The 25,358-nt window shown below is 63.4% G+C and carries 23 protein-coding genes; 6 read left to right on the top strand and 17 right to left on the bottom strand.

What is annotated here, in order from left to right; genetic code table 11:
• Nucleotides 1–163: 163 nt before the first annotated feature.
• The 3 genes from AC50YM_RS12435 to AC50YM_RS12425 all read right to left on the bottom strand — a co-directional run bounded on the left by AC50YM_RS12435 (nucleotide 164) and on the right by AC50YM_RS12425 (nucleotide 4,100).
• Nucleotides 164–1,852 carry a long-chain-fatty-acid--CoA ligase gene (locus tag AC50YM_RS12435; RefSeq protein ID WP_494957259.1) on the bottom strand — a complete coding sequence of 563 codons (1,689 nt, stop codon included), beginning with the start codon at nucleotides 1,850–1,852 and terminating at the stop codon, nucleotides 164–166.
• Nucleotides 1,853–2,338: 486 nt separating this feature from the next.
• The gene (locus tag AC50YM_RS12430) at nucleotides 2,339–3,346 is read right to left on the bottom strand and encodes a glycosyltransferase family 2 protein (protein ID WP_494957258.1); all 1,008 of its coding nucleotides are present in this window, start codon (nucleotides 3,344–3,346) and stop codon (nucleotides 2,339–2,341) included.
• A gap of 1 nt (nucleotide 3,347) precedes the next feature.
• On the bottom strand, nucleotides 3,348–4,100 hold the full coding sequence (locus AC50YM_RS12425; protein WP_494957257.1) for a glycosyltransferase family 2 protein: 753 nt from the start codon (nucleotides 4,098–4,100) through the stop codon (nucleotides 3,348–3,350).
• On the opposite strand from AC50YM_RS12425, the gene AC50YM_RS12420 reads away from it, so the two are divergent.
• Together AC50YM_RS12420 and AC50YM_RS12415 are read left to right on the top strand one after the other, a co-directional pair.
• Nucleotides 4,072–4,218 carry a hypothetical protein gene (locus tag AC50YM_RS12420; RefSeq protein ID WP_494957286.1) on the top strand — a complete coding sequence of 49 codons (147 nt, stop codon included), beginning with the start codon at nucleotides 4,072–4,074 and terminating at the stop codon, nucleotides 4,216–4,218. The genes AC50YM_RS12425 and AC50YM_RS12420 overlap by 29 nt on opposite strands.
• A gap of 659 nt (nucleotides 4,219–4,877) precedes the next feature.
• Nucleotides 4,878–6,221: a hypothetical protein gene (locus AC50YM_RS12415; protein ID WP_494957256.1), complete on the top strand. Its 1,344-nt coding sequence runs from the start codon at nucleotides 4,878–4,880 to the stop codon at nucleotides 6,219–6,221.
• A gap of 260 nt (nucleotides 6,222–6,481) precedes the next feature.
• Here AC50YM_RS12415 and AC50YM_RS12410 read toward each other — a convergent pair whose 3' ends face one another.
• On the bottom strand, nucleotides 6,482–7,261 hold the full coding sequence (locus AC50YM_RS12410; RefSeq protein ID WP_494957255.1) for an SDR family NAD(P)-dependent oxidoreductase: 780 nt from the start codon (nucleotides 7,259–7,261) through the stop codon (nucleotides 6,482–6,484).
• A 132-nt stretch (nucleotides 7,262–7,393) separates the two neighbouring features.
• Here AC50YM_RS12410 and AC50YM_RS12405 point away from each other — a divergent pair, with 132 nt between their 5' ends.
• The 3 genes from AC50YM_RS12405 (at nucleotide 7,394) to AC50YM_RS12395 (ending at nucleotide 8,986) form a co-directional block, all read left to right on the top strand.
• On the top strand, nucleotides 7,394–7,957 hold the full coding sequence (locus tag AC50YM_RS12405; RefSeq protein ID WP_494957254.1) for a TetR family transcriptional regulator: 564 nt from the start codon (nucleotides 7,394–7,396) through the stop codon (nucleotides 7,955–7,957).
• Between the two features lie 202 nt (nucleotides 7,958–8,159).
• Nucleotides 8,160–8,636 (top strand): YidH family protein, encoded by a 477-nt coding sequence (locus tag AC50YM_RS12400; protein WP_494957253.1) that lies wholly within the window; start codon nucleotides 8,160–8,162, stop codon nucleotides 8,634–8,636.
• Nucleotides 8,637–8,662: 26 nt separating this feature from the next.
• Nucleotides 8,663–8,986, top strand: coding sequence for a DUF202 domain-containing protein (locus AC50YM_RS12395; protein ID WP_494957252.1), 324 nt, complete (start codon nucleotides 8,663–8,665; stop codon nucleotides 8,984–8,986).
• 17 nt (nucleotides 8,987–9,003) lie between these two features.
• On the opposite strand, the gene AC50YM_RS12390 is transcribed toward AC50YM_RS12395, so the two are convergent.
• The 10 genes from AC50YM_RS12390 to AC50YM_RS12345 all read right to left on the bottom strand — a co-directional run bounded on the left by AC50YM_RS12390 (nucleotide 9,004) and on the right by AC50YM_RS12345 (nucleotide 21,621).
• Entirely contained in the window at nucleotides 9,004–10,953 is a 1,950-nt protein-coding gene (locus AC50YM_RS12390) for an ATP-binding protein (RefSeq protein ID WP_494957251.1), read from the bottom strand.
• Between the two features lie 70 nt (nucleotides 10,954–11,023).
• Nucleotides 11,024–12,187, bottom strand: a complete 1,164-nt coding sequence (gene galT, locus AC50YM_RS12385; protein ID WP_494957250.1) for a galactose-1-phosphate uridylyltransferase — start codon at nucleotides 12,185–12,187, stop codon at nucleotides 11,024–11,026.
• Nucleotides 12,188–12,546: 359 nt separating this feature from the next.
• Nucleotides 12,547–14,025 (bottom strand): FGGY-family carbohydrate kinase, encoded by a 1,479-nt coding sequence (locus AC50YM_RS12380; protein WP_494957249.1) that lies wholly within the window; start codon nucleotides 14,023–14,025, stop codon nucleotides 12,547–12,549.
• Nucleotides 14,026–14,133: 108 nt separating this feature from the next.
• Nucleotides 14,134–15,018 (bottom strand): NAD-dependent epimerase/dehydratase family protein, encoded by an 885-nt coding sequence (locus AC50YM_RS12375; protein ID WP_494957248.1) that lies wholly within the window; start codon nucleotides 15,016–15,018, stop codon nucleotides 14,134–14,136.
• A gap of 146 nt (nucleotides 15,019–15,164) precedes the next feature.
• Nucleotides 15,165–15,788, bottom strand: coding sequence for a dihydroxyacetone kinase subunit L (locus AC50YM_RS12370; RefSeq protein WP_494957247.1), 624 nt, complete (start codon nucleotides 15,786–15,788; stop codon nucleotides 15,165–15,167).
• 3 nt (nucleotides 15,789–15,791) lie between these two features.
• Nucleotides 15,792–16,793, bottom strand: a complete 1,002-nt coding sequence (locus tag AC50YM_RS12365; RefSeq protein WP_494957246.1) for a dihydroxyacetone kinase subunit DhaK — start codon at nucleotides 16,791–16,793, stop codon at nucleotides 15,792–15,794.
• Nucleotides 16,794–16,879: 86 nt separating this feature from the next.
• Nucleotides 16,880–17,953: an ABC transporter permease gene (locus tag AC50YM_RS12360; RefSeq protein ID WP_494957245.1), complete on the bottom strand. Its 1,074-nt coding sequence runs from the start codon at nucleotides 17,951–17,953 to the stop codon at nucleotides 16,880–16,882.
• Nucleotides 17,950–19,005 carry an ABC transporter permease gene (locus AC50YM_RS12355; RefSeq protein WP_494957244.1) on the bottom strand — a complete coding sequence of 352 codons (1,056 nt, stop codon included), beginning with the start codon at nucleotides 19,003–19,005 and terminating at the stop codon, nucleotides 17,950–17,952. Before AC50YM_RS12355 ends, AC50YM_RS12360 begins: the two co-directional genes overlap by 4 nt.
• The gene (locus AC50YM_RS12350) at nucleotides 19,002–20,516 is read right to left on the bottom strand and encodes a sugar ABC transporter ATP-binding protein (protein WP_494957243.1); all 1,515 of its coding nucleotides are present in this window, start codon (nucleotides 20,514–20,516) and stop codon (nucleotides 19,002–19,004) included. The genes AC50YM_RS12355 and AC50YM_RS12350 overlap by 4 nt, the downstream gene beginning before the upstream one ends.
• Nucleotides 20,517–20,574: 58 nt before the next feature.
• Nucleotides 20,575–21,621, bottom strand: a complete 1,047-nt coding sequence (locus AC50YM_RS12345; RefSeq protein WP_494957242.1) for a substrate-binding domain-containing protein — start codon at nucleotides 21,619–21,621, stop codon at nucleotides 20,575–20,577.
• Between the two features lie 191 nt (nucleotides 21,622–21,812).
• Here AC50YM_RS12345 and AC50YM_RS12340 point away from each other — a divergent pair, with 191 nt between their 5' ends.
• Nucleotides 21,813–22,583 (top strand): DeoR/GlpR family DNA-binding transcription regulator, encoded by a 771-nt coding sequence (locus tag AC50YM_RS12340; RefSeq protein WP_494957241.1) that lies wholly within the window; start codon nucleotides 21,813–21,815, stop codon nucleotides 22,581–22,583.
• Nucleotides 22,584–22,748: 165 nt separating this feature from the next.
• Here the strand turns inward: AC50YM_RS12340 and AC50YM_RS12335 are convergent, their stop codons facing one another.
• From AC50YM_RS12335 to AC50YM_RS12325, 3 genes are all read right to left on the bottom strand, one after another.
• The gene (locus tag AC50YM_RS12335; protein WP_494957240.1) at nucleotides 22,749–23,186 is read right to left on the bottom strand and encodes a DUF2871 domain-containing protein; all 438 of its coding nucleotides are present in this window, start codon (nucleotides 23,184–23,186) and stop codon (nucleotides 22,749–22,751) included.
• 101 nt (nucleotides 23,187–23,287) lie between these two features.
• Nucleotides 23,288–24,019, bottom strand: coding sequence for an ABC transporter ATP-binding protein (locus tag AC50YM_RS12330; protein WP_494957239.1), 732 nt, complete (start codon nucleotides 24,017–24,019; stop codon nucleotides 23,288–23,290).
• 140 nt (nucleotides 24,020–24,159) lie between these two features.
• A complete protein-coding gene (locus AC50YM_RS12325) occupies nucleotides 24,160–25,293 on the bottom strand; it encodes an FtsX-like permease family protein (RefSeq protein ID WP_494957238.1) in 1,134 nt (377 codons plus the stop codon).
• Between the last annotated feature and the right edge of the window lie 65 nt (nucleotides 25,294–25,358).

Below are 25,358 nucleotides of genomic sequence, written 5' to 3'. Positions count from 1 at the left end.
GCGGCCGCCGGCGCCAAAGCCGCGGGTCCAGTGCAGTCGTTCGATGAGGCTTCTGTTGGTTACAGAAAGCGTGGTGTGGGCAAGCAGGAACGTGACACCCCCGAAGCCTCCGTGGCAGCGTGTCCGCGCCCAGCGACGCCACCCTGATCCACGGCCCGCATGCTCAGAGCGTCGGCAGCACCTGTTCGCGGACCTGCCTGCGGAGGATTTTGCCGAGCATGGACCGCGGCAGGTCCGGGACGGCAATGATCCGCTTCGGGACCTTGTAGCCGGCCAGGTGCTCGCGGCAGTGCCCGCGGAGGGCGTCCTCGTCCAGCGTTGTGTTGGGCTCAAGTTCGACGGCGGCAATCACCATCTCGCCGCCCCGCTCGAGTGGCTTGCCCACGACGGCTGCGTCCTTGACGTCCGGGTGCAGGCGCAGCACCGCCTCCACTTCGGTGGGTGAGACGTTGAAGCCGCCGGTGATGATCAGCTCCTTGGCCCGGTCCACGATCGTGGTGAAGCCGTCCTCGTCGACCGTCACGACGTCGCCGGTCCGCAGCCAGCCGTCGGCGGTGAGGGTCTTCGCTGTTTCCTCCGGATTGTTCCAGTAACCCTGGAACACCTGCGGGCCTTTCAGCAGCAGCTCCCCCGGCTGGCCCGGCGCAACCTCGACCGAGGGATCGTGCAGGTCCACGACCTTCATCGTGGTCGACGGGAATGGCACACCGATCGTGCCGTTCCGGCGGGTGGGGTGGAAGGGGTTGCCCAGCGCGACCGGCGAGGACTCGGTCATTCCGTAGCCCTCCACCAGCAGCCCGCCGGAGACCGATTCCCACAGTTCCACCACATGGTCCGGCAAGTTCATGGCGCCGGAGATGCAGTACTTGCAGGACCGCAGCGAAATGCCCTTCTCCCTCGCGGCCATGGCGGTGCGCTCGTAGATCGGCGGGACCGCGCAGTAGACCGTGGCGGGCGAATGCTTCATGGCGGCCAGCACAAGCTCCGGATCGAACTTCGGGAAGAGCACCAGCAGGCCCTGCTTGCGGATGCCATAGGTGAGGTACAGCGTCATGCCGAAGGCATGGAACATCGGCAGGATCGCGTAGAACACTTCCTTGCGATACTCGGCCCCCCGCATCCAGGCCTCGCCCTGCAAGGCGTTGGAGTACAGGTTGAAGTGCGTGAGCATGGCACCCTTGGGCCGGCCGGTGGTTCCCGAGGTGTACTGGATCGCGGCGAGGTCATCCACCGACGGGCGGGGATGTTCCGGACTGAGGCGGCCGTGGCTGAGGAGTTCCTTCCACGGGATGGTTCCCGGGGCGGCTCCGGTCAGCGCCTCGCGGGACGCCCGCAGTTTCTTCAGTGGCAGGTTCAGGGCGAGGCGTTTGACGGCTGGGAATGCCTCGAGCAGGTTGACGGAGACGACATGGTCGATCTCGATGTCGGACGGGAACTCGCGGAGGGCCGACGCGGCTTTGTCCCAGGTGATCACGACGCGGGCCTGGTGGTCCTCGAACTGGTGGCGGAGTTCCCGGGAGGTGTACAGCGGGTTGTGTTCGACGACGACGGCGCCGATGCGCAGCACCGCGTAGAAGGCGACGACGTGCTGCGGGCAGTTGGGCAGGATCAGGGCCACCCGGTCGCCGGCGCGGACCCCCAGCCGGCGCAGGCCCTCGGCGGCACGATCGACCTGTTCGCCGAGTTCGGTGTAGCTGGTGCGGCGACCGAAGAATTCCAGCGCCGGTGCACTGCCGGCCTCGGCGACGGACCGCTCCAGCATCGCGACCAGCGACTCCGTGGGCAACTCGATGTGGGCAGGGACGCCCGGCTGGTAGTTCTTCACCCAGGGTTGCTGGTCCGTGTTCTCCATCATCACATCTTGCCGTGAACAGCGTTCCGACAGCGAATTATCGGTTCTTCCCGGGCTCGCCGCCCGCTACTTAGCCGCCAGGTCGGTCCGGCCGTTACAACGTCCCGCCACAGCCAGAAATCGCGGTCGTCCAGAATGGCGGCCCCGCAGCAGGGCAGAGCCGGGCGCCGGAACGTCCTCGGAAAGGGGCCGGTATACCAGGGCGGCAGCAGAGCGCGCCCAGGTCGCCACGACCAACAGCGGAAGCAAACCGGGGTCAACGTTCCTGGACCGCAAAAACGCGCGCGGTGGGGGGCAGTGCCCAGCCTGCGGGTCAGAAGGCTTTGTCGAAGGCTGCACCCTGGGCAAACCCGCTAGGGAATCAAGATCCATCGCGCCGATCTAAAGGGCTCCCGCCCAGTCGGGAGCGGCCCTGGCTCCCATCGACCGTGCTGTGACCCAGGCCTGCATCATCCTGTGCCACAAGAATCTCGTTTCCAACTTCAATCAGGTGGCTTCCCTCCAGGGAAGTTTGGGATCAGGAGCAGCAGGAGCGCCGGCGAAAAGCGATCCGGAGCCTTGGGCGACCCTGCGTCCCCGGACATATCCGGCGGCAGTGAATGCCAGAACGGCAACGGTGGCGCCGGCTCGTCGCCAGCCCTGGGGATCAGCGCCACGGCTCCAATCCGCCAGGGCTGAGAAGACCGCCCTCGGCAGGACGCTCCGCACATACCGCCGCTCCGGGCCCAGGGCCCGTTTGTGGCCCACTATGTGACTGACCTGCGCCTTGGAAATTCCCTCTGACCAGGAACGCTCCAGCATGTAGCGGAAGGTCCCCCGCTGGGCGGGAACATGGTGGCGCACCAGGGCCGCGGGCTCATAAACGATGCGCGAACCCGGGGAGCCGATCGCAGCCCGGATGCACATCTCGGTCTCTTCGCATCCCAGCGGTTTCGTGCCCTGGCGGCCAAGGGCGACGTTGAAGCCTCCCACCTGCTGGAGGACCTGGAGCCGGAAGGACATGTTGGCGCCGATGACATTGCGCACTTCGGAAGCCACCTTGGGCATGCCGCGGTGGCTGCAGCCGACGATCCAGTCCAGTTCCGGGCCGAAGTGGCCGGGACGGCCGGCTTCCCACGCCGGTTCGACCTTGCCGCCGACTGCCAGGACGTCGGAATCGTCGTAGAGGGCTGTCAGCTTTTCGAGCCAGTCCGGGGCTGCCACGGCGTCGTCGTCCAGAAAAGCCACGATCTCCGAGGTGGCCAGTCCGACACCGGTGTTCCGCGCCCCGGAGAGCCCTTGGAGCCCGGTGCTCTCCACCAGGGTGACATCCTGCATGGCCGCCACGAGCCGCTTGTACAGGTCCTCGTTGTGGTCAACGACTATGATCACCTGCTTGGGCTGGAGGGTCTGGGCGTGAACGGAGTCAATGACGTCCATCAGCAGTTCCCAGCGCTGCTCTGTGTAAGAGCAGATGACAACGGACGCGGACGGCCGGAAATTGTAGTCAAGCACCTTAGGCTCCTTCCGCCACGGTGAGCACGCTTTGCGGGTCGGTGGGTGTTCGTGCAAAACGGACATTAGGGTACGTGTACTTAACCCGCCGGAGGGCTTCGGGCCTAGCCCCGGCAGTTGGCGCTTCCCAGCTTGTGCACTCCCGGGCAAGCGTGCGGAGGACCCGCCATCCGTCACGGAAGGTCTGCAGGTTGGAGACTCCGGAAATGCGGTCAAGCTCGAAGCTCGGCACTTCCGCAATGCGGAGACCTGCCCGGGCTGCCCTGACAATCAGCTCGGTTTCGATCTCAAAGCCGTCAGACTCCAGTTCAAGAACCTCCAGGCATTCCCGGCGGAGTGCGATGTAGCCGTAGCAGAGGTCGGAATAGTTGCTTCTCAGTACCGTGTTTGCGAGCAGGGTCAGGACCCGGTTGCCGGCATTCCGTAACAGGGTCAGATCCTCCGACCCGCCGCCGGTGACGTAGCGCGAGCCCTTGACGAAGTCGTAGTCGTGCTGGAGGGGCGAAACGAACCAGCCGATTTCCTGGGGGTCCATGCTCCCGTCCGCGTCCAGCATGACGATGATGTCCCCAGAAGCTGCCGCGAAGCCGGCGCGGACGGCGATCCCTTTGCCCTTGCGGGGTTCAGCCACCACCACGACGTCGACCCGGAGGGCCCGGGCGACGTCGATCGTGTGGTCGTGGGAGCGCCCGTCCACGATCACGACCTCGTCCACGTAGGAAGGCATGCGCCGCAAAACCCAAGGCAAATTCATTTCTTCGTTCAGCGTGGGGATGACAACACTGACCGACGCCCTTGGCGAGGCAGCAATTCGCTCGGACGGCGAATTCGGGACTAAATTTGGAATAGACAAATGCCTCACCACTCCATGAAATTTCCGGTGCTGATGGCAATGCCATCGGCGAATGAGAACCTTAAGGACGGATTCGAGATATCCGTCAAATTGACGTACGACCCCAGACTCAACTGCCACTGGACGGTGGCCCTGCCTAGAGCCTAAAGTTCACGAAAATTTAAGTCACGAGTGGCTAATACTTGGTTGTCTGTTCTCGTTCGTGCGCGGTTCCCATGCCCCTACTTGGGTCTCCGGGGCCGGCTACTCGGGAAGCCCGAGTCATTCTTGAAACGGGTACTTGCTCAGGGCGCAGAGGGCGAATTGCCGTTGAGTTTCAGGGAATTTTTCCCGATACTGAAACGGTACGCCAGCGGGATGGCATGGTCTAGTGCAGGTGTACCCCGCAGCCAGAAGCGATGTCGACCGGAGGCTGAAGGTTTCAGGGAGATGCGGGATCCGAGGTGGAGTTTCGGTGTCACCGCGAAAATAATCGGTTTATTCCATGAACACTTTCTCAGCCAGGAAGGCAAAGGAAATCAACAACGTTAATACGCTTTTCACTTCCGCAGAGATTGGTTAGCATCACCCTTGTTAGGTGACATCTGCAAATACACCGTGGAAAAACCGATCAAACGCATGAAAGAAGCGGCGATCAAAGTGAGACGAACATTCCGCTGGCTAAGCCCGGGCTTGGTAATGGCATTAGTTGTAGCCGGAAGCCTGCTGGGAATCTCCACCAGCGCCTCGGCAGCCACAATTTACGGTTATCCCAGCATCAGCTACTCCGGAGTGAGTAATCCGCCAACATCGGACAAGCCGCAGAGCAAGCTCTGGTTCCACGCCGGAGCGTGGTGGGCCGACATGTGGACTACCGGCACCGGCTGGCAAATTTACCGGTTGAACGTCGCAACCAAAACCTGGGTCAGCACCGGTCTCACAAATGACACCCGCGGCAGCACGCTGGCGGACACGCTCTGGGACGGCACCCACCTCTACATCGCCTCCCATGTCGTCACCGTCTCCACTGAATCCTTCCATAAGGCATCCGTTTCGGGACAGCCGGCCAAGCTGTACCGCTACAGCTACGCCAGCGGAAAGTTCACTCTGGACCGCGGCTTCCCGACCACCATCATGAACAACAGCAGCGAGTCGATGACGATCGCTAAAGACAGCACCGGCGTCATTTGGTCGACCTGGACCCAGGTCTCCGGCAATTCAACCAGTGGCTACACCAACACCGTCTACGTCAACAGCTCCGCGGTGGGCGGAACCAGCTGGACCTCCCCGTTCGTAATTCCTGTTTTCAGCCCGAACCCGGCACCGGATGACATTTCGGCAATCGTGGCCTACGGCGGCAACAAGATTGGCGTTATGTGGAGCGACCAGCGCGCCGGCGCAGTGCGCTGGGCGACCCACACCGATGGGACCAGCGCCAAGTCGATCTTCTCCTGGAGACTGCGGGACGCCGTCAAGGGCATCAAACTCGCCGACGACCATCTGAGCGTCAAGACCCTTCAATCCGACAGCACCGGCCGTGTATTCGCGGCGATCAAGACCAGCCTCAACGACGGTTCAACCAACCGGAGCCTGGCGCAGGTGAAGTTGGTGGTTTTCAAGCCCGGAACGAGCACATTCTCGCAATCAACGATTGCCACGATTTGGGACTGCGTGTCCCGCCAGCAAATCATCCTGGATACGCAGAACAACACGGTGCACGCCTTCCTCACAGCCCCCGGGACTGGAGTCAGAGGCTGCGCCTACTCCGGCACTCCCGGCGCGATCTATGAAAAGACCGCGTCCATGGATAATCCGGTCTTCCCGCCCGGGCGTGGGACGCCGATCATCCAGGACGGCGCGTCAGCCAAAATGAACGACGTGACCACTAGCAAGCAGAGCGTGAACAGCACGACCGGCCTGGTGGTGCTGGCCAGCAACAACGTGACCAAGCGTTACTGGTTCTCCTACCGGGCACTGGGCCGAAGCACTCCCCCTCCGGCCGCCCCGGCGGCCTCGTTCACCGCGGGCAACCCGGCGCCGTAGGCATCGATCAGTGGCGTTGGTTCAAGCACAACGAACAACCCGCTGGCCACAACGTCTGTCTCGCTGAAGAAAACCGTCGGGTGTGGCAGCCCGCGATCAGCGGCGGCGTCACAGCCTACTGGGCGACGCGGAAGCCGGCCAGCTTGCCACCGGGAATCCAACAGGCCCGGCTGACAGGCCGTTGGGAAAACAGAGGGCGACGGCGGGAGCTTCCGCCGGCGCCCTCTGTCATTGACCCGATCGTAGTGCCGGGCTTCCGGCTAGACCGCGGACCAGCCGCCGTCTGAGGCGAGGATCGCGCCGTTGACGTTGGTACCGTCGTCGCTGAGCAGGAAAGTAATCGAGGCGGCCAGCTGCGCTGCGCTGGCGGGGGCCGGAATGTTCGCACCCATCAGCGGGCCGAGGCGTTCGGCGGCCAGCTGGGAACCCCAGGTAGCTTCGATATTGGTGATGGTGGCGCCCGGGGCCACGGCGTTGAAACGCAGGCCCTTGGGTCCGTACATCACCGAGGAGTTCTTGGTCAGTCCGACGACGGCGTGCTTGGACGCCGTGTACGCGGCGCCGGCGGCGGAACCGCGGAGCCCGGCCTCGGAAGAGACGTTGACCACGGAGCCGGAACCTGCCTCCAGCATCTGTGGCACCACGGCGCGGGTCAGGCGCATGAGGGCGGTGACGTTGATCCGGAACACCCGTTCCCAGGTGGCGTCGTCGACCTCATGGATCGGGGCGAAGTGGTCCATGATGCCCGCGACGTTGGCGAGTGCGTCGACCCGGCCGCCGGCGGCGGCGACGACGGCTGCGACGGTTTCCTCATCGGAGATGTCACCCGCCACGGGGACCAGGTCCAGGCCGGGGTTCCCGGCCACGAGCTCATCCAGCCGCTCGGAGCTGATGTCGGCGGCGATCACCCTGCCACCCTCCTTGGCAACGCGCAGGGCCGTGGCCAGCCCAATGCCCGAACCGGCGCCCGTGACGATGACCGTCTTGCCGGCGAAGCGGCCCGTGCTGATGGATTCCTGCCATGAAGCTTCGTTGCCCATAATGACCTTTCGAATGTTTCCGAATGATGACACACCCACCTTATGACACGGTGTGTCATTATGAAAGGGATGAATACTGGTGGGATGTTCGAGCAAGAGCCCAGACCCGGCACGCGATCGGCGGGACGTCCCGTGTCGATCGATCCGGAGGCCATCGCCCACCTCGCCTTACGTCTCTTCGCCGAAAACGGCTATGAAAAGACCTCGATGGAGGACATCGCCGGCGCGGCGGGAATAGGGCGGAAAAGCCTGTACCGGTACTTCTCCAGCAAGGCCGATCTCGTCTGGGGCGGCATGGAACCGGTGATCGAGGCATCCGGAGTGGCCCTCGAGGTGGCCCGGGACAGTCACGTCGGTGGCGACGGTGCAGACGGCCTCATGGCGGGCTTACGGGCGGCGGCCACCGCCGGAGTGGCAGGGATTCCCGACCTGTCGGTGTCCCGGGGCCGGCTGCGCCTGATCGCCGCACATCCCGAGCTTGCCAGCCGCAGCAACGACACCCTGGCGCCCCAGCGCGATCGGGCGCGGCGCTACCTTGTGGATTTTGGCGTTCCGGAGGCCACAGCGGGTTATCTGTGTGCGGCCTATCTTGCTGCCACGTTTGAAGCGTGGATGCGCTGGGCCGCGGGCAGCGATCCCGATCCCGTGCCCTACCTGCTGGCCGCCGTCGAGGTGCTGCGGGTGCCGGGGACCTGACGGGATTTCGGCGCGGGTTACGCCGCCGCAGTTTGTCAGGATAGCGGCCCGGCCGGCAGCCGAGTATCGAATTTTTCCGTGGGGTGGCATCCTGAACCTGTGCCGCGTCCGCGTCACCAAAGACCGCGCGGTCGGCTGATTGGCACCGGCGCCCCGCCGTTCCTGCGCTTTCGGTCACCGCCGGCGCCGGGGAAGAGGCCTAATGACGGAGCACAACAAGGCACCCGCCGGCGGGGCGGAGCCGGACGGCTTCACCGCCGCCAACGGCACCGGGGCGGCGGCTGCCGGCGCGGTTCCGGGCACAGACCGGAGCCGTGGCGGGATCTCGGACTGGGTCCTGGGCGGCGGGACCGACCCCGATGCGAGGTTCACACTTGCCAACGAGCGCACGTTCCTGGCCTGGATCCGGACCTCGCTGGCGATGGTGGCCGGTGGCATCGCCGTCGAGGCCTTCACCTCGGAGCTGTTTGTCCCGGAGCTCCGCAAGACCGTGTCCGTGCTGTTGTTGCTGCTGGGGCTGGTGACGGCCGGCGGCTCGTTCTTCCGCTGGCTCAACGTGGAACGGGCCATGCGCCGCCAGGCTCCGCTCCCGGCGCCTTTGATCGCTCCGATCCTGGCAGCCGGCGGCGCCCTCGTTGCGGCCGTGCTGATCGTATTTGTGATCGGCCGGCCCGCCTAGCCATGGCGAAACCCAGGCCCGCGGCCGTGCACAACGACCCGGGGCTCCAGCCCGAGCGTACGGACCTCGCCTGGCGGCGGACCGCATTGACCCTGATCACGGCGGCCTGCATCTTCCTGCGCTGGGTGCCACACCACGGCTGGTTTGCGGGCACCCTCGTGGCGGCTTCACTGGTCGTCGCCGTGGGCATCGCCCTCACGCAGCGGCGCCGCTACCACCACCACGCCAGCGGCATCGCCGGGGCGGTGATGCCCGCAAACGTCAGGGCGACGGCGGCCATCGCCGGCAGCGTGGTGGTCCTCGCCGGACTGGGCATTTACACGGTTTTGTACCTGCCGCTGCAGCAGTAGCGTTGGTCGCGGTCGGTTCAGCTGCCCAGGAACGACCGATGGATGTCGCTGCCGTACCGGCGGACGATGTCCCGCTTGGCACTGCGGAAGGCCTCAAGGTCGCCCGCATGCCCATGCTGCTCGATGCCGCGCCGGGCCAGCTCGTCGGCGATCACATCCATAAACAGCTCGGCGAGAAGCAGCCGCGCGGAGTCCCGGAAGCGCCCGCGGCCGTCGACATAGAGCCGCACCGTGGGCGCAGCGGTGTTGATAATGACCTTGCGCTCCGCTGCGCTGTATACGGCCCGGTCCGCGCTGTTGTGCAGGCTCCGGAATTCATAGCCAACAAACAAATCCCTGCCGTGGTCCCGGGGCACCCGGTGCGCAACAGGGTGGTCCGCGGGGTGGTCGGCGGGTCGAACAACAGCAGCGTGCGGGGGCTGGCCGTCGCTGCGGTGCGAGGCCTGCTCGGCCACGACGATCTCGCACCACGCCCAGTAGGCGCCGGCCCGGACAGTGATCCCGCCCCGCTCCCCCGGCACCTCCCCCGTGACCATCCACTCGATCCGCCGGGTTCCGTCCAGGGAATCGACCGGAACGGCGACAGGCTCCGGTTCAATCCGCATCGACTCCGGCAGGTCGAGCTCGAAGGTGAGCTGTCCGCCGTCGGGCAACTGGCCCGGATCGAGCAACAGGGCGACATGGAACGGGTGCCCCGGTTTCCGGTAGTAGAACGGTGTGGTGAAACGCAGCGCGGCCGGCGGTTCCGCCTGGGCCGGAGTCGGGCCCGCGGCGTCCGGGGATGACTCGATACCAAGGTCCACCACGGCCGCCTCACTCATGTGCTGCAGCAGCCGCTCGATCATTTCGGCGGTGCGCCCGGAGGTGGTGGCCCGTTCCAGGTGCGTTAGTTTTTCCTTCTCGGCTAGCACGGCGCCGGCGATCATGGCGCTGACGGCCCGGTAAAACGCTGCCACGAACGGATCCTTGACGTTAAGGCCCTCCCGCTCGTCGCTGATGACGGCCTTGCCACGGCCCAGCATCTCGGTCAGCGCCGCACAGCGAACCGTGCCGAAGAGGTACTCCGTTCCCACCTGGTTCTCGTATTCGAACATTGTGCAATCGAGCACCGCCATGCCGGACAGGACCACCAGGCCGTTGGTGCGTTCGTCGCCCTTGAGCGTCAGCTCCACATCCTTGGCCCGCTTCAGCGTGAGGGTAAAGGGATACTCCTGCCCCTCATGGCTGAAACTGCCCGGCTGCTCCGGACCGAGGAGGAGGATGGCCGGGGGTTCCTCGAAGCGGACCGTTTCGCTGCCGCCGTCCCCGGTTCCCGGGTGTCCGCTGCCCGGCCGGCCAGGCAGCAGCTCCACGGTCCGGCGCTCCAGCACGTCACGCAGGTAGTAGTTGTCGGAGAGTGACTGCAGCAGGGTGGCGTGCTGGGTGATCGTGACGTGGGGATTGTCGACGACGATCGTCACCCGGGCGCCCCTCTGCCCGACGCCGGCGGGAAATCCCAGCCGGGCGTAGGGAAATGCCCGGCGGTCCTCCTCGCCGTCGTCGTAGAGGTAACCGCCGTTCTCACCGCGGAAGACGTCGATGCGGGTGAAGCGGCCGTCCTTGACGGTCTCGATCCAGCCGTGGCCCAGGCCGAAGATCGCCTGCTTCAGTCCGCGGCCGAAGTACCCGCGGCCGTTGCCCTCACCGCGGGAGAGCGGGCTGTGCGCGCCGCCGCAGGTGAGGATGCGGGCGGCTTCGTCGAAGGACATGCCCTCCGCCTGGTCGGTCACCATGAGCACCGCGCCGGTGTGGTGCCGCTCGTAGCCGACGTGGATTCTGCCGGTCACCGGCGCCCCGGTTTTCTCCAGCCGGGCGTAGCTGTCGTCGCTGTTGGTGATGAGCTCCACCAGCGCCTTCTCCACGGAAGCGAACCGGCGGGAGTCGATCCCGATCACCCGCTGGTCAACCTGGATTTCGGCAACCGTCATGGCGTCTCCCTCGCTCGCAACTCCGCTGTTGCTCCAGCTGTCGGCGCCGGACCGTGCCGCTAGCTGGAGCCTAGCAGTTTGGCGGATCGTAGCGCGGGTGTGCGAAATCGGCGCTGCTGGCCGGTTTGGGGATCATGTCGCCGGCCACTTCGCGCAGCCGGGCGGCCACGGATTCGGGGGTGGTGTCGCTGATGAAGGCTCCCATGGCGGCTTCGGAGCCCGCCAGGTACTTGAGTTTGTCCGCGGCGCGGCGGGGCGAAGTCAGTTGCAGATGCAGGTGGCCGGCCCGGCGGAGTACCGGTTCCAGCGGGGCCTGGTGCCAGGCCGCGATGTAGGGGGTCGGCGTCGGGTACAGGGCGTCAAAGCGCTGCAGCAGCGCCGGGTAGAGCTCCGCCAACTCATCGCGTTCGGCCCCGGTCAGGGCGGCGAGGTCCGGGACCTGGCGGTGCGGGACGAGGTGGACTTCCAGCGGCCACCGCGCCGCGAAGGGGACGTAGGCGCTGAAGTGTTCACCCTCCAGTACCATGCGGCTGCCGTCGCCGCGTTCGGCCCGCAGCAGGGAGGACGTGAGCGTCGCCGTCCCGTCCGATCCGTCCAGATATTCGCCGGCCGCTGCGGCCAGGACCGCTGCCCGGGGCGTCACGAAGGGGTAGGCATAGATCTGCCCGTGCGGGTGGTGCAGCGTGACGCCGATGTCCGCGCCCCGGTTTTCGAACGGAAAGACCTGCTGGATGCCGGGCAGCGCGCTCAGCGCTTCCGTCCGGTGGGCCCAGGCGTCGATCACCGTGCGCGTGCGGCGCCAGCCCAGTCCAGCGAAGGATCCGGTGTGCTGCGGCGTGAAGGCCACCACCTCGCAGCGGCCGACCGCGGGTGCGGTGGTGCCCCAGCCCGGTGCCGCCGGGATCCCACTCGTGTCCGGGCCGAGGGAGGGGAAACGGTTTTCGAAGACGGCGACGTCGTAGTCCGGGGCCGGGATCTCAGTCTGGTTGGCCGGCGTCGTAGGGCAGATGGGGCACTGGTCCGCCGGCGGCAGGTGGGTCCGCGACTGCCGGTGTGCGGCGACGGCGACCCATTCGCGGCTGAGCGCATCGAAGCGCAACTGGCCGGGCTCGGGGCGTGCGGGCAGGTCACGGTGGTCCACGAGGGAGGCGGCGGGCCGGTCCGCCGAGCCGGCGTCGTCAAAGTAGAGGATCTCGCGGCCGTCGGCCAGCCGGGACATCGTGGTTCGCGTCATGGTTTCAGTTGTACACGAGGAAACTTTTTTCAAAGAAGAGCGCACTGGCCTCGGCCCTGAAGCAGCCGCACCTGGATGTGCTGTTCCTGGGCGGTCACAGCATGGACGCCGAGGTTGGGTTTACGACGCCGAACGTGCTGGACGCCGGTGCATACCGGCGCTTTTGTAGCGGAGGCCCACCGGATGGTGGTGCTGGGCGACTGCAACAAGTGGGGCACATTTAGCATCAGCACTATTGCCGCTCCGGAGGAGACGGACCGTTTGATCACCCACGATGGCTTGCCCGGCGAGGCAGAGGGATCCCCGGCCAGGGAGTGGGCGGCTGCGGCTGGCGGACGCACCGTTACACGGGCGCGTCCCTACTTCGATGCTAGATCCACGAGCCGGTGTGTGACCGAGGCCGTGGACCTGTAAAGTTCCCGGTACAGCCCGTATAGAGTTTCGTACCTGGACGAAGTTTCCTCGCGAGGTCGTGTTACTGAAACGATTGGATTCCAGTCTCCGATTGCTACCGAGCCAAGCGCATCCGCGGCCAAATAGGCGGCTCCGAAACTGGCCCCAATGGTCACAGAAGGTATTTGCTGTTCCAGACCAGTGACATCTGAGACGATCTGAGTCCACAGGCCACCTTGTGTGCCGCCGCCAACCGCAATCGTGCGAGTCACCGCCCCGCCCAAATCTGTCAAAGCCTCGACGTTGTGTCGGACTCCAAACGCGGTCGCCTCTAGGGTGGCCCGATACAAGTCGCCCCGGCTGTGGTCCAGAGTGAGCCCTGCGACGAGCCCGCGAGCGTTGGGGTCAGCCACGGGGGTGCGCTCCCCCGCAAAATACGGGAGCATGAGCAACCCATTTGCACCGGCCCCCGACTTATCCGCCTCAGACAATAGGGTCGAAAAGTCAGGGGAACCGACCATCTTCCGAAGCCAGGCTGTGATCGCACCGGACGTTGCCATCCCGCCAGCCAGGTTGTAGGTACCGGGCACAACTCCGACCGTGCCCCACAACGATGACGATGTCGCTCTTGCCTGCAACGTATTTATCAGAAACATGGTTGTGCCGTACATCAGCATCAAATCGCCTGGCCGTTGGGCGCCCACGCTCACAGCCTCCGACCAGGCATCGATTGTTCCGCCGATGACCGGAACTCCTTTGGGAATCCCTGTCCTGTCTGAAGCCGCCTCATTCACATGGCCGACAATGTCTCCGGGCCAGACGAGTCGTGGTAAGTCGATGGATTGAATCAGTGGGTCAGCGTACGGGGCATACCATTCGTGGGCTGAAGTGTCATAGAGGGGAGTGCACTGGCTCGCCGAGTGGTGGTCGAGAACGTACTCACCCGTTAGCTGATAGGCCAGCCAGGAACTTGGCATGAAGAGCATCCGTGCCCTCGACGCGACGCCCGGTTCATGGTCGGCAAGCCACGCCAGCTTAGGTCCGACAGATTGAGTAGACAGCGCCGATCCGCACCGATCCACGATGGATCGCTCCCCGAATCTCTTGTTAATGTCATCGATCTGCTCGACTGCCCGAGTGTCGACTCCGTAGAGGATTGAGGCACGGAGCGCCCTGGCATGCTCATCCGTGACGAGGAGGCACGGGCCCATGCCACTAACCCCGACCCCTACCACGCGGAAATTTCCCGCCGAAGTCAGCTCCCGCGAGATCTCAATGAATTCCTGCCACCAGACTGCAGAGTCCATTTCCACTTGCCCCGGAGAAGGTCTGGACACTTCATGATTTCGTACGGCAGCCGCATGGATTTTGCCGCCCAAATCCACCAGAACACCCTTACTGCTGGACGTGCCAATATCAACGCCCAGAACGACTTCCTGCATCATTTCCCTACCGCTTGAGGTCCGTGACACGCCCTTGAAAGGGCGGGCCGGCTATTGATCATGCCGTCTGCAGAAATTCGCCTGGCTGTGCTCGAAAAGATGCACGATGGGCTATCCCTCGATCGCGTGGCCCTCCGTGTCTAGGTGATCACGCCAGGACCGCTTGGCTTTCCAGCCGAGCATACGTTCGGCCTTCGCGCATGAGATACCCGAGGAATCGACACGACCCAAGTCCCGCAGCTCGATCTGGTCACCGTAATACTCCTTGAGCACGGCGGCGAAGTCGCGGCCACCGACGTTGTCCGGGTTTGCAATGTAGAAGACCTCATGGCCGGGGATGTCCGACTCGACTGCGAGCACCATGGCATCCGCGAGATCCTCCGAATCAACGTAACTCCAGAGGTTTGGACTCAGATTTCCGGCATCGCGGACTTGGGCGCCCAGGTTCCGTTCATAGTTTCCCGGGTGCTGGACGTGACTCGGGCGGATGGAAATGCAGCGCATATCACTGCGCTGAACCGCAGCGTCGCATAGCTCTTCACCGAACAATTTTGACAGGGCGTAGGGGTCCTGTGGCCGTATCGGGTGGTTCTCGTCGACAGGTGCGTATTCCGGAAGAACAGGGCGCTCGGGGAAGAAGAACCCGGGGACGGTCTCGCTGGAGACGTTGACGAAGACTTTGACGCCCGCACGCAGGGATGCCTCAATCATGTTGAAGGTTCCCATGATGTTGTTCTGAAAGACAACGTGCGGAGGATTGTGGGTAGGTTCGGGAATCGCGCCGGCATGGACCACCGCGTCGAAGCCACGAACAATCCCGTAGGCCTGACCTGCATCCGTCAGGTCAGCCTGCTGGTAGTCGGGCTCACCCGGAAGGATCCGGTCAAAAGTATGGCGCCCTAGGTCCGAGCCGGTGACATCGTGTCCCGCGGATATGAGGGCCCGCACCACAGCGGTGCCGACCTTGCCCCGGGATCCTGTTACGAGAACTTTCATCTTTGCTACTCCTTGTTTGTCGTACCCGGCGGAGGAATGCGGCCGTTCTGGCACCGCAAGACCGGCCAGGCGGGCCGCCGCGTCACCTCCTTGAGGGCCGACGTCCTGCGGCCATCAGCTGGTGAGGTGAAGCCCGTTGAAATCTATTAGTGGGAGGCCACAGCGGCTTCGCGCCAGGCTTCCAGGAAACGCCACATCGCCGTCGCTCCCGGGTCCTGAAGTCCGATACTCCTTTCCTGGAGCCAAGCTGCGCGGCCCCGCCGTGAGCGCAGCGAACGTGTATCGATTACTGCTTTCTCTGCCGCCGTAATGGCAGCATCCAGCCCGCCAGCTGCGCTGAGGCTGGCGTCGAGAGCGTCGGCCGCGGGCATGATGGCATCGACGATTGTCTTGTCCCCCAACTGTGTCTTGCCGCGCTGGGCGATATTGTCCCCAGCAGCGCGGACAAAGCGTGCCGCTGCCGCGATGTCCACATTCTCAACGTCCTTCCAAACCTTGGACCCCGCCAGCAATCCCCCAGCCACCAGCGCAGCCATGGTAGAAGGATTGGCGTTGGCGAAGGCTTTGGCGCAAGCGCGTGCGATTTCCGACGGGCTGGCGCTTTCCGACAGTTCCGCCAGAGCGTCGACGACTGCACTGGCGCCGAGCGTGATCGTGATACCGAGATCGCCGTCCCCCAGCGCTTGGTCCAGGTCACGTAGCTCGTCCGCGTATTTAACGACCTCTTTGAGACTTCGCTGGATCTGTTCAATGAGCTGTGTCGAGTGCAAGGTTCAAACCTCCATGAAGAAAGGTGAGGAGGCCGGTGCTTCAAGGAGTGCCAGCCGGTCGTCGTTGAGGTTAAGAAGCGAGATGGAGGCGCCGGCCATCTCCAGACTGGTCGCGTATTCGCCGATGTAGTTCTTGCTGATCGAAACGCCCCGCTCGGAGAGGATCTGGTGCACTCGGCGATACATAACGTAGAGCTCTTCCAAGGGCGTCGCACCCATTCCGTTCACGAGTACTGCAACGCGGTCGCCCTCAGCTAGCTCGAGATCCTCAACAAGCGCGTCAACCAGCCGGTCCGTGATGGCGTCCGCGGACTCCAGCGGACCGCGGTGGATGCCGGGTTCGCCGTGGATCCCGATTCCGATTTCCATTTCTCCGTCGGGCAGGTCGAAGCTCATGGAACCCGTTGTCGGAAGGATCGTCGGCGACAGCCCGATTCCCATCGTCGCGGTGTTGTCGACAATGTCCTCCGCCACTGCAGCCACCGCCTCGAGGCTGTCCCCGCGCTCAGCGGCCGCTCCGGCCGCTTTGTAGGCAAAGATCAAACCGGCAACACCGCGGCGTTCTAGGCGATTGTCCTTGGGCTGGCTTGCGACATCGTCGCGCCCCACCACGGTACGGGTCTCGATGTCTTCAAGCTCTGCCAGGTCGGCAGCGAGGTCGAAGTTGAAGACGTCACCGCCGTAATTCCCGTAGAGATAGAGCACGCCGGCGCCGCCACTTACGGCCATTGTCGCTTCAAAGCACTGCTGCGAGCTGGGCGAGCTGAAGACATTACCGATCGCCACTCCGGAACAAAGTCCCTGCCCGACGTAACCCTTGAACAGCGGGAGATGCCCGGAACCGCCACCGGTGACGATTCCTACTTTGCCGGCGACGGGTGCATCGGCGCGGACGAGGATTCGGGGGTCATCGCCGGGTGTCTTCAGCTTGTCGGCGTGTGCGAGGAGAATTCCGTCGATCATTTCGTTGACGAAATCCTCGGGCTTGTTAATAATTTTCTTCACGATTTTCTTTCTGTTTGCGCAGGGGAACGTTTGTTTTGCCGGGGCGGTGTAGGAAGCTCGTGCGGCTGCCCTGAGCCAGACCATATCTAGCTGGGCTGGACCGCGGGTTTTGTCAGACGCCGACGGCGGCGCCACCGGACGTGTTCGAACGCCATTGCCGCGACGAGGATAAGGCCCTGCGCGATTGCGTATTGGTAGGACGAGAGCCTCAGCGCAGTGAAGCCGCTGGAAACGATCTGGAGCGTGAGCGTCGCCAAAACGACGCCCAAGACTGTGGCGAATCCGCCGTTTGGATTCGTGCCACCGAGGACCGCGATGACTATAACGAGGAGAACGTAGGAAGCCCCGTAGTCTGCGGAGGCCGTTGGGTTGCGGGCGATGAAGAATACGCCCGCGAATCCGCTCAGCAGGCCCGTGATCACATAGGTGCTCATGAGGGTCTTCCGGCTTGCGATACCCGAATACCGGGCCGCCGTGGGGTTGGCGCCCTGTAACTGAATTTTTAGACCAAGGGGCGTGCGATTGATGACGACGCCAATGGCAATGGCGAGGAGGACGAACACGAAGAAGAGAGTCGGAATCCCGCCGAGGGTGGATGCCCCGATGGCGCTCAGGGCCGCGGGCGTCCCGTTCAGTGTTTTGCCGCCAGTCCAGGCGACAGCGATCCCGTTGAAGACCTGCATTGTTCCCAGGGTCGCAAGAATCGGCGTTATGCCTACGACGGAGATAAGCAGACCGTTGACGACACCACCGACGATGCCTACGGCAATGCCGACGAGGACAATGAGCGGGAAAGTTTGCTCGGCAAGGGTCGGATTTCCGGTGGCAACGGCCGTGTAGATCGTGGACATTGTGATGGCCGCGAGGTTGGCCATGGCAACCAGGGACAAGTCGATGCCTCCGGTCAGCATTGCCAGCATCATGGCAATCGCTATCACTCCGATTTCGGGCGAATTTAGGGCGATATTTCGTAGGTTGGTTCCGCTGAGGAACACGGATGGCTTGAGCGCGGCGAAGATGACGAAGGCAATGACGAGCAAGATCAGCATCCGTTTGACGCCACCTTGCAGGCTGACTCTTCCCTGTATGCGAGTCCATGCAGAATCGACAGAGTCATTCAGCCTGCTCAGAGGTCCGGTCTCGGTTTTGACGCGTTTCATGCTGTAACCTCCTGCTTCTGGGGAGCCTCGTCGAGGATGCTGGCCTGGGTGGTCCGGCGGGAGGCCGCCGCCTGAATGCCAACACCGACAATGAGGAGAACACCGACGGCGGTCCGCTGCCAAGCGCTGGGGACGCCTGCCAGAATGAGGCTGTTGTAGATCACCTGGACCAGCAGGACACCGAGAGTCGTTCCCAGAACAGAACCTCGGCCCCCGAAGATAGAGGCTCCGCCCAGGATGACGGCCGCGATGATGTCCAGCTCGCTGCCAACGAGAATCTGAGGGCTAGCGCTGCGTCCCATGATGACGTAGATCATCCCGCCTACCGCCGCCATGGTTCCGGCAATGACATAGACAGACAATTGAGTTCGGAAAACACGGATACCGGCCCTGCGTGCGGCCTCAGCATCCCCTCCGATGGCGTAGATGCTCCTTCCGAACATAGTGCTCCGCAGAACCCAGGCGAGTCCCAGCGCCAGGAGCACCGCGGGGACCACTAGAACGTGCAGGTATGCGCTTCCGCTAGACGTCTCGACCTGGAAGAGGTTTGTCGTGGAAATCTGGGCCATCGACTCCGGCAGGTCGGCGATATAACGTGAGCCAACATAGGTAAGCAGCGCACCCTTGAATATTCCTTGGGTGCCGAGAGTGACGATCAGGGTGGGCAGTCTGAACTTCGCGATGAGGAAGCCGTTAATAGCGCCCAGTGAAGCTCCGATCAGCAGTGCCAGAATGAAAGCTCCGACAAGTCCGAAGTCCGGTATCCCAGTCTCAAGCGCACGCACGGTGGTGTAGGCCGCGAAAACGGCTATGGCGGCAAACGACACGTCGATGCCGCCGGAAATGATAACCATAAGGACGCCGAGTGCAAAAATGAGAGGCACGATCGAGCTGCGAAGAATGCTAAAGGCCGTCGGAAGCGTGAAGAACACGGGATTTGCGATAGACATTGCCACGATGAGGGCCAGGAGAACGACAGCGAGGATGCCTTCGTTATTGGGTCCACGGAGCAGTCGGAGTCGTGCCGAAGCATCCAGCCTGCTGCCACTCATGCGGCCACCTTCTCTCGGATAATGTCCACGGTGACGTCGTCGCCTTCGAGGATTTCAACCACCCTGCCATGGCGGACGACTAGAACGCGGTGGCAGCAGGCCACCAACTCGGGTGCGTCGTCCGATATGACGATGATGCCCATTCCCTGGGCTGCTTCGGCTCGAAGGATGCTCAGAATCTCGGCTTTCGATCCGATGTCGACGCCGACAGTCGGGCCGTTCAGCATCAGAATGCGAGGACGTCGCGCCAACCACTTGGCGAGCACCACGCGTTGGGCGTTGCCGCCGGAAAGGCTTCGGACCGGAGATTGTACGTTCGGCGCCTTGACGCGCAATCGGGTGAAGAGGCGCTGGATTGTCTGCCTGACTGCCGGCAAATCCAAGGTACCGATTCGCGTCGTGTGCTCGTTCGGGGAGCCAGCGATGATGTTGTCGGCTATCGACTTATCCATGAATAGACCCTGGGTCAGGCGGTCCTCAGGGACGTATCCGATGCCCGCCTCCAGAGCGTCCTTGATGGAGCGGATGGGAACCTCTATGCCGTTGATTTTTATCGAGCCAGAGTCATGCGGCACGGCGCCAAACAGCGATTCGGCGATTTCTGTGCGTCCAGAGCCGAGGAGCCCGGTCAATCCAAGAATCTCGCCGCTTCGGAGGCTGAAAGAGACGTCTTTGTACGCCCCCCTCAGCCCAAGACCATCGAGTTCCAGGACCACATCAGACGCCACATCCAGCTGGCTGACGTTCCGGGTTTCGTCCAATTCGTGCCCCGTCATGTGAAATGCGATGGCCTTGCGGTCCAGCTTTGCGGCAGGGCTCGTGACGACATTCTTGCCGGAGCGCAGGATCGCAACCCGCTGCGAAATCTTAAGAACCTCATCCAGCTTGTGCGAAACAAAGATGAGGCCCACGCCCTTGGCTCGCAGACGTTCAACGATCACGAATAGCCTGTCCACCTCGGTATGCGTCAGCGCAGTAGTTGGTTCATCCATGATCAGCACTCTGGCATCGCTGACGAGTGCACGACAGATCGCTGTCAGTTGCTTGTCGGCGACTGAGAGCTGTTCAACATCGGCGTCGAGGTCGAGATTCAAACCGAGGTCGTCGACGATTGCCTGGGCGGCAGGACGTGCCGCTCGCGCACTGTAAAGCCGTCGACGGCCTGCCACTGCTGCAGTCAGGACGATGTTCTCGGCCACGGTGAGGTTGGGGAATAGGGAGAAGTCCTGATAGATGACCTGGATCCCGCTCTTAATCGCGATGGTCGGGTCCATCGAAGAATAACTACTGCCGTCGACGAGTATCTCGCCCGAGTCTGGCTTCTCGGCGCCCGAGATGATCTTGATCAGCGTCGACTTTCCGCAGCCATTCTCGCCGGCGAGGCAGAGCACTTCACCAGGAAACAGGTCTAGCGAGACGTCGCTCAGTGCGGCAACGCCACCAAATGTCTTGACAATATTTCGCACCTCAAGCACAGGCGGAGGCGGCCCTTGGAGGGCGTTGCTTGTCATATCGGAACCTTTCAGGAGGGCGTGGGACGACACGTTGCTGGCCCCACGCCCCGGACTATCAGAAGTTGTACTGCTTGGCCGATTCTGCGTCCGCCTCGATGGACGCATCGCCCAGGAAGACGTTGTCGTAGCCGTCCAGCTTCTTCAAGCTGTTGTAGCCCTTAATACCCAGATCTGTGCCGGCTTCGATCTTTCCTCCGGTGGCAAGGATGCGGGCAATCTCAAGCTGGGCCTCTCCGGCCAGGGCCGGGTCCCAGAAGAAGATCTTGTCAATGCCTCCGGTGGCGAGGTACTTGCTGGCAGCGGAAGGAATGGAGGTCCCCATGACGCAGATGTCCTTCGCTTTCCCGGCTTCTTCCACCGCACGTGCAATGCCTGGAACGTCGTTACCAGCAGAGCCCTCAAATCCCTTTATATTCGGGTGCTTCGCAAGGATTTCCTTGGCCTTTTGGTACGCAGCGGCTTCGTTGTCCGTGCTTTCGATCGGGTCCTCCACACGCTTCATGTCGGGGTATTTTGACTTCTGGTAGTCGTAAGCAGCCCCAACCCACTCCATGTGGGTCTTGGCCGTGAGGCCCCCGACAAACTGGACGTAGTCCCCCTTGCCCTCCATGCACGTACCCAGGCTCTGCATGATCTTCTGGCCGTAAACGGCGTTGTCGAAGGCTTCAATGTCGATGTCAACATTCTTGATGCCCGTGGCCTCATGCGCCACAGTGATGATGCCCTTGGCCTTGGCTTGGGCCAGCACGTTTGCAACGGCTTCCGGCGAGTTCGGTACGACAGTGATCGCCGTCGGCTTCTGCGCAACCAAGTCCTGGATGATCTTGATCTGCTTTTCCGGGCTGACATCGTCGCCGCCTTCGGTGCGTGTGTCGATGCCGGTGCGCTTACCGTATGCCTGAACACCTTCGTCCATGCGGTCGAACCATGCGATGCCCTTAAGTTTGACTACGGTCACCATCGTCATGTCGGAGGCTTTGGTGTCTCCGCTGGCTCCCGGTGCGGACGTAGCAGCAGCTCCGTCGTTGACAGAGCCGCAACCCGTCATGAGGACGGCTGAGAGACCCGCGGCCAAAAACGCTGATGTACGCAAAAGCTTCATCAATTCACTCCTTTGTGATCACGCAATACGGATGCCTGAATCCGCGCATCGGTTTCTCCGATCTGTGCATACGCTAGGTGAATTTCGTGCAGGTGTCGAGGGTTTCGCGCATAATTGCCAAAGTTCGTGCAAATATTGCGCGAAATCGTGCATCCGTCTACCCTTTAGCTCATACCGAAGAAAGGGGCCCAATGTCGCGCCGCCAGGAGATTGTCGAGCTTATAGAGGAGCACGGCTTTCAGAGCGTCACTACGCTTGCCCGGAAGTATGGAGTAGATGCGTCCACGATTCGGCGAGATCTGGAGCGACTGGCCGAGGAGAAGAGGATCCGGCGCACACACGGCGGTGCCGCGCCTGCTGAGCCCTCTGCTGCCGCTCGCGCGACAGAATCGCAGGCTCGTGAAAAAGAGGCAATCGGTGCAGCCACCGCTGACAGGATTCTTGAAAACCAGACGGTGCTGCTTGATAGCGGCACGACTTGTCTGGAAGTGGCCCGGCACCTTAATCATTCGCGCCTGACCGTGGTTACCCACGACCTGATGGTAGGGATGGAGATTTCACGTAAACCGCGCATCAATCTGGTGTTCATTGGCGGCGAACTCCTTCCGGGTACGACGTCCATGTGGGGCCCGGCTTCGCTGCAGCAACTCGAAAACATGCGGGTCAACGTGGCTGTTTTTGGAGCGGGAGCCGTTATGGACGACGGGATCTACGCCAGCTCCAGCTATTCGATTGAGCTCAAACGTAAGATGCGCTCCGTGGCAGGAGAAGCCTTTTTTGTAGCTGATAGCTCAAAATTCGGTCGCGAGGCACTTTTTAAGGTCTTCGGGCTCGAGGACTTCACTGCGGGGATCACTGACGACGGAATCGATCCGATTCGAGCGGCTCGTTGGCCCATCCCCCTGATCCGTGCCAGTACAACGAATGAGCCCTCTGCCACAGGCATGGAACGGCGCGCCTAGCCGACACGCACTCCCGGAATCCGCCGGGACATAGGGCCAGCCGCCTCATGACTAGCGCGAGCAGCCCGATCATTCCGGCGATCGCGACAACTCGTCTTGGATCGATGCTCTTATTTCTCCTCAAGTCGTCACTTTAGTGCGAGACGGGGTGCCTGGTCGGCGGGGTCAGTTGGCGCGGGTGAGCTCGGCTTCAGCGGTTTCTTTGCCGGAGACGCGCTTGCCGAGGGTGATGAACAGAAGGATCAGGCCGGCGGTGAGGCCGATGTGCCCCAGCCCGGAGATGCCTGCGACCGCGGCTGACGGGGTGACACCCTGGACGGTGAGGACGCCGCTGAGCACCATCATCGCCGCGGTGAGCGCCAGTCCGGCGTTGTAGACCCAGAAGAACACGTTGAACAGGCGCTGGCCGGAGAGGTTGAAGAGCTTGTCCAGCGCCAGGACGGCGAGGAAGAACAGCATGCCCAGGGCCAGGAGATGAGTGTGCACAAGGGAAAGCTGGCTGCCGCCGGTGAAGTCGTTGGCTTTGGTGAATTCACGGTAGAACAAGCCGGAAGCGAGGCCGCCGGCCAGGTAGGAGAGGGAAGCGTAGTAGAGCATTTTCATGAGTGGTGGTCCTTGGATTGATGAGATGGAGGTCGGAGGCCATAACCACTGGCCGCGGGTGGCCGGGTCCGCTCATGCACGACGCCGGCCGGGCGTGGGTATCAGACCGTCGTCAGCACGGGGGCGGTGAGTTTGCCGTCGCGCATGGTGGCGACCGAGTCGGTCAGCGGGACGAATTCGGTGTCATGGGTCACCATGACGGTGGCCACCATGAAGTCGTTGGTGACTCGGCGCAGCAGCCGAACGATGGAATCGCTGCGCTCATGGTCCAAGGCGGCGGTTGGCTCGTCCACAAGCAGGACCTTGGGATCTCCCATCAGGGCACGGGCGATGTTGACCCGCTGGCGCTGGCCGCCGGAGAGCTGGTGCGGGCGCTTGTCTGCGCTGGAGCTGAGTCCGACGACGTCGAGGAGTTCTGCGGCTTTGGCCCGGGCGGCTTTGACGGATTTCCCGCGCAGGTGGTCGCTGATGATGAGTTGTTCGGCAGCGGTCAGGGACGCCAGCAGGTTGGGCTGCTGGAAGATGATGCCGATCTTCTCCCGCCGGAGCGCGGTGAGGTCCTTGTCGCCCAGCCCGGTGGCGTCGGTGCCGTCGATGATCACCAGTCCATGGGTGGGGCGGACGAGGGTGGCGGCGGCGGCCAGCAGACTCGATTTTCCGGACCCTGACGGGCCGACAAGGGAGACCATCTGCCCGGCCGGCACCGTGAGGTTCACAGCGTCCAGGGCTTTGAGGGTTCCGTCCCCGTCAGGGTATTCGAGCGTGACGTTGACGAGATTCAGGGACCCGCGGGCGGCAGTGCGGGGGTCGTGGGGGCTGGGCGTGGAGGACATGGGTACTTCCTTCAGAATGTTCTCGGGCGGAATCTACAGCGGGGCCACGGACGTGGCGGGCTGGCGGGTTGGCGGGCTGGGAGGTTGGCTGGCAGGTTGGCTGGCCCGCGGGGCTGACCGGCCGGTTGGCCGGGGAGGGTTTAGTTCCCGCCGAGGGCGATCAGGGCGTCAACCTTGGTGACGCGGCGGACGGCCAGTGCCGCGCCGGCCAAGCCGAGGGCGATGATTCCAAGGATGGGCAGGAGTGTTGTGGCGGGGGTGATCAGGAAGGGGGCTGCCTGGGCTGCGACGAAGCCGCCGAGGATGCCGATCCCGCCGCCGATTCCGGCACCGGCCAGCAGGACGACCGCGGCCTGGGTGATGGCGTCCCGCAGGATATAGCCGCTAGATCCGCCCATGGCCTTCAGGACCGCGATGTCGCGGGTCCGCTGGACGGTCCACACGGTCAGGAAGGCCACGATGACCAGGGCGGAGATGCCGTAGAGGAAGGCCTGCATCAGGTTCAGTGAGCCGTTTTCGCTCTTGTAGGAGCCCAGTGCCTGGAATGATCCGGTGCGTGAGTCGCTCACGGTGTGGGCAGCGATGTTGGCGGCGGCTTCGTCGACGGTGGCGCCGTCCTTGTAGGTGACGGCGGCGACGGTTCCGAGCTGCTCCGGGTCGGTCAGGTGGGCGAGTTTGGACCAGGTGGGAAGCGCGGTCCAGACCACACTGGTGTGGGAGTACCACTGGTCTTCGACCACGGCGCTGACGGTCAGCTCGAGTCCTCCGGCGCTGGCCCTGTCTCCGGTCTCCAGGGAGAGGGCTTTAGCGACAGATTTGCCGATCACGACAGTGTCGGCGGTTACCGCGGACGGGGCCAGCGAGCCGTCCGGTGCGACGCCGAAAACGGCGACGTTGGTGGTGCCGGTGCCTGAACCGGTATCCGCCGCCACGCCCTGGAAGCGGGTCTGGCTGATACCCAAGGCCTCAGCGTTGCGTACGCCGGCCCGGTTCTTCCAGCTGTCTACCTGAGCTGCGGTGACCTCACTTTCGGTGAAGGAAGCCTTGGGGACATTCGCCCCGGGGGCGCCGAAGACGATGCTGTCCACCGCCTCGGCGCCGACTCCGCTGCCATTGACGGCACCGAGTTTGTCGATGGCCGACGTCGACTGGTCCCCCAGCCCGGCCGTCAGCCCCGAGAGCATCACGAGCAGCAGGGTGATCAGGGCAACGACGCCGCCCATCAGGGCGAACCGGCCCTTGGCAAAGCGGATATCGCGGATTGCAAGAAACACGTTTGTTCTTCTTTCAGTGGGTGACGCAGCGGCCGAAAGGCCCTAAGTCCACCCTTCCGCGGGCC

Source organism: Pseudarthrobacter sp. RHLT1-30-1 (assembly GCF_059383415.1).
Note: the sequence above shows the minus strand (reverse complement) of the source record. Positions and strands in the feature narration are given on the sequence as shown.

Coding starts and splice junctions, on each gene's coding strand:
- AC50YM_RS12435 (WP_494957259.1), bottom strand. CDS start 1,852: ATGGAGAACACGGACCAGCAACCCTGGGTGAAGAACTACCAGCCGGGC.
- AC50YM_RS12420 (WP_494957286.1), top strand. CDS start 4,072: ATGCGCCGCAAAACCCAAGGCAAATTCATTTCTTCGTTCAGCGTGGGG.
- AC50YM_RS12425 (WP_494957257.1), bottom strand. CDS start 4,100: ATGAATTTGCCTTGGGTTTTGCGGCGCATGCCTTCCTACGTGGACGAG.
- AC50YM_RS12415 (WP_494957256.1), top strand. CDS start 4,878: ATGGCATTAGTTGTAGCCGGAAGCCTGCTGGGAATCTCCACCAGCGCC.
- AC50YM_RS12410 (WP_494957255.1), bottom strand. CDS start 7,261: ATGGGCAACGAAGCTTCATGGCAGGAATCCATCAGCACGGGCCGCTTC.
- AC50YM_RS12400 (WP_494957253.1), top strand. CDS start 8,160: ATGACGGAGCACAACAAGGCACCCGCCGGCGGGGCGGAGCCGGACGGC.
- AC50YM_RS12390 (WP_494957251.1), bottom strand. CDS start 10,953: ATGACGGTTGCCGAAATCCAGGTTGACCAGCGGGTGATCGGGATCGAC.
- galT (WP_494957250.1), bottom strand. CDS start 12,187: ATGACGCGAACCACGATGTCCCGGCTGGCCGACGGCCGCGAGATCCTC.
- AC50YM_RS12380 (WP_494957249.1), bottom strand. CDS start 14,025: ATGATGCAGGAAGTCGTTCTGGGCGTTGATATTGGCACGTCCAGCAGT.
- AC50YM_RS12375 (WP_494957248.1), bottom strand. CDS start 15,018: ATGAAAGTTCTCGTAACAGGATCCCGGGGCAAGGTCGGCACCGCTGTG.
- AC50YM_RS12360 (WP_494957245.1), bottom strand. CDS start 17,953: ATGAAACGCGTCAAAACCGAGACCGGACCTCTGAGCAGGCTGAATGAC.
- AC50YM_RS12355 (WP_494957244.1), bottom strand. CDS start 19,005: ATGAGTGGCAGCAGGCTGGATGCTTCGGCACGACTCCGACTGCTCCGT.
- AC50YM_RS12350 (WP_494957243.1), bottom strand. CDS start 20,516: ATGACAAGCAACGCCCTCCAAGGGCCGCCTCCGCCTGTGCTTGAGGTG.
- AC50YM_RS12345 (WP_494957242.1), bottom strand. CDS start 21,621: ATGAAGCTTTTGCGTACATCAGCGTTTTTGGCCGCGGGTCTCTCAGCC.
- AC50YM_RS12340 (WP_494957241.1), top strand. CDS start 21,813: ATGTCGCGCCGCCAGGAGATTGTCGAGCTTATAGAGGAGCACGGCTTT.
- AC50YM_RS12335 (WP_494957240.1), bottom strand. CDS start 23,186: ATGAAAATGCTCTACTACGCTTCCCTCTCCTACCTGGCCGGCGGCCTC.
- AC50YM_RS12330 (WP_494957239.1), bottom strand. CDS start 24,019: ATGTCCTCCACGCCCAGCCCCCACGACCCCCGCACTGCCGCCCGCGGG.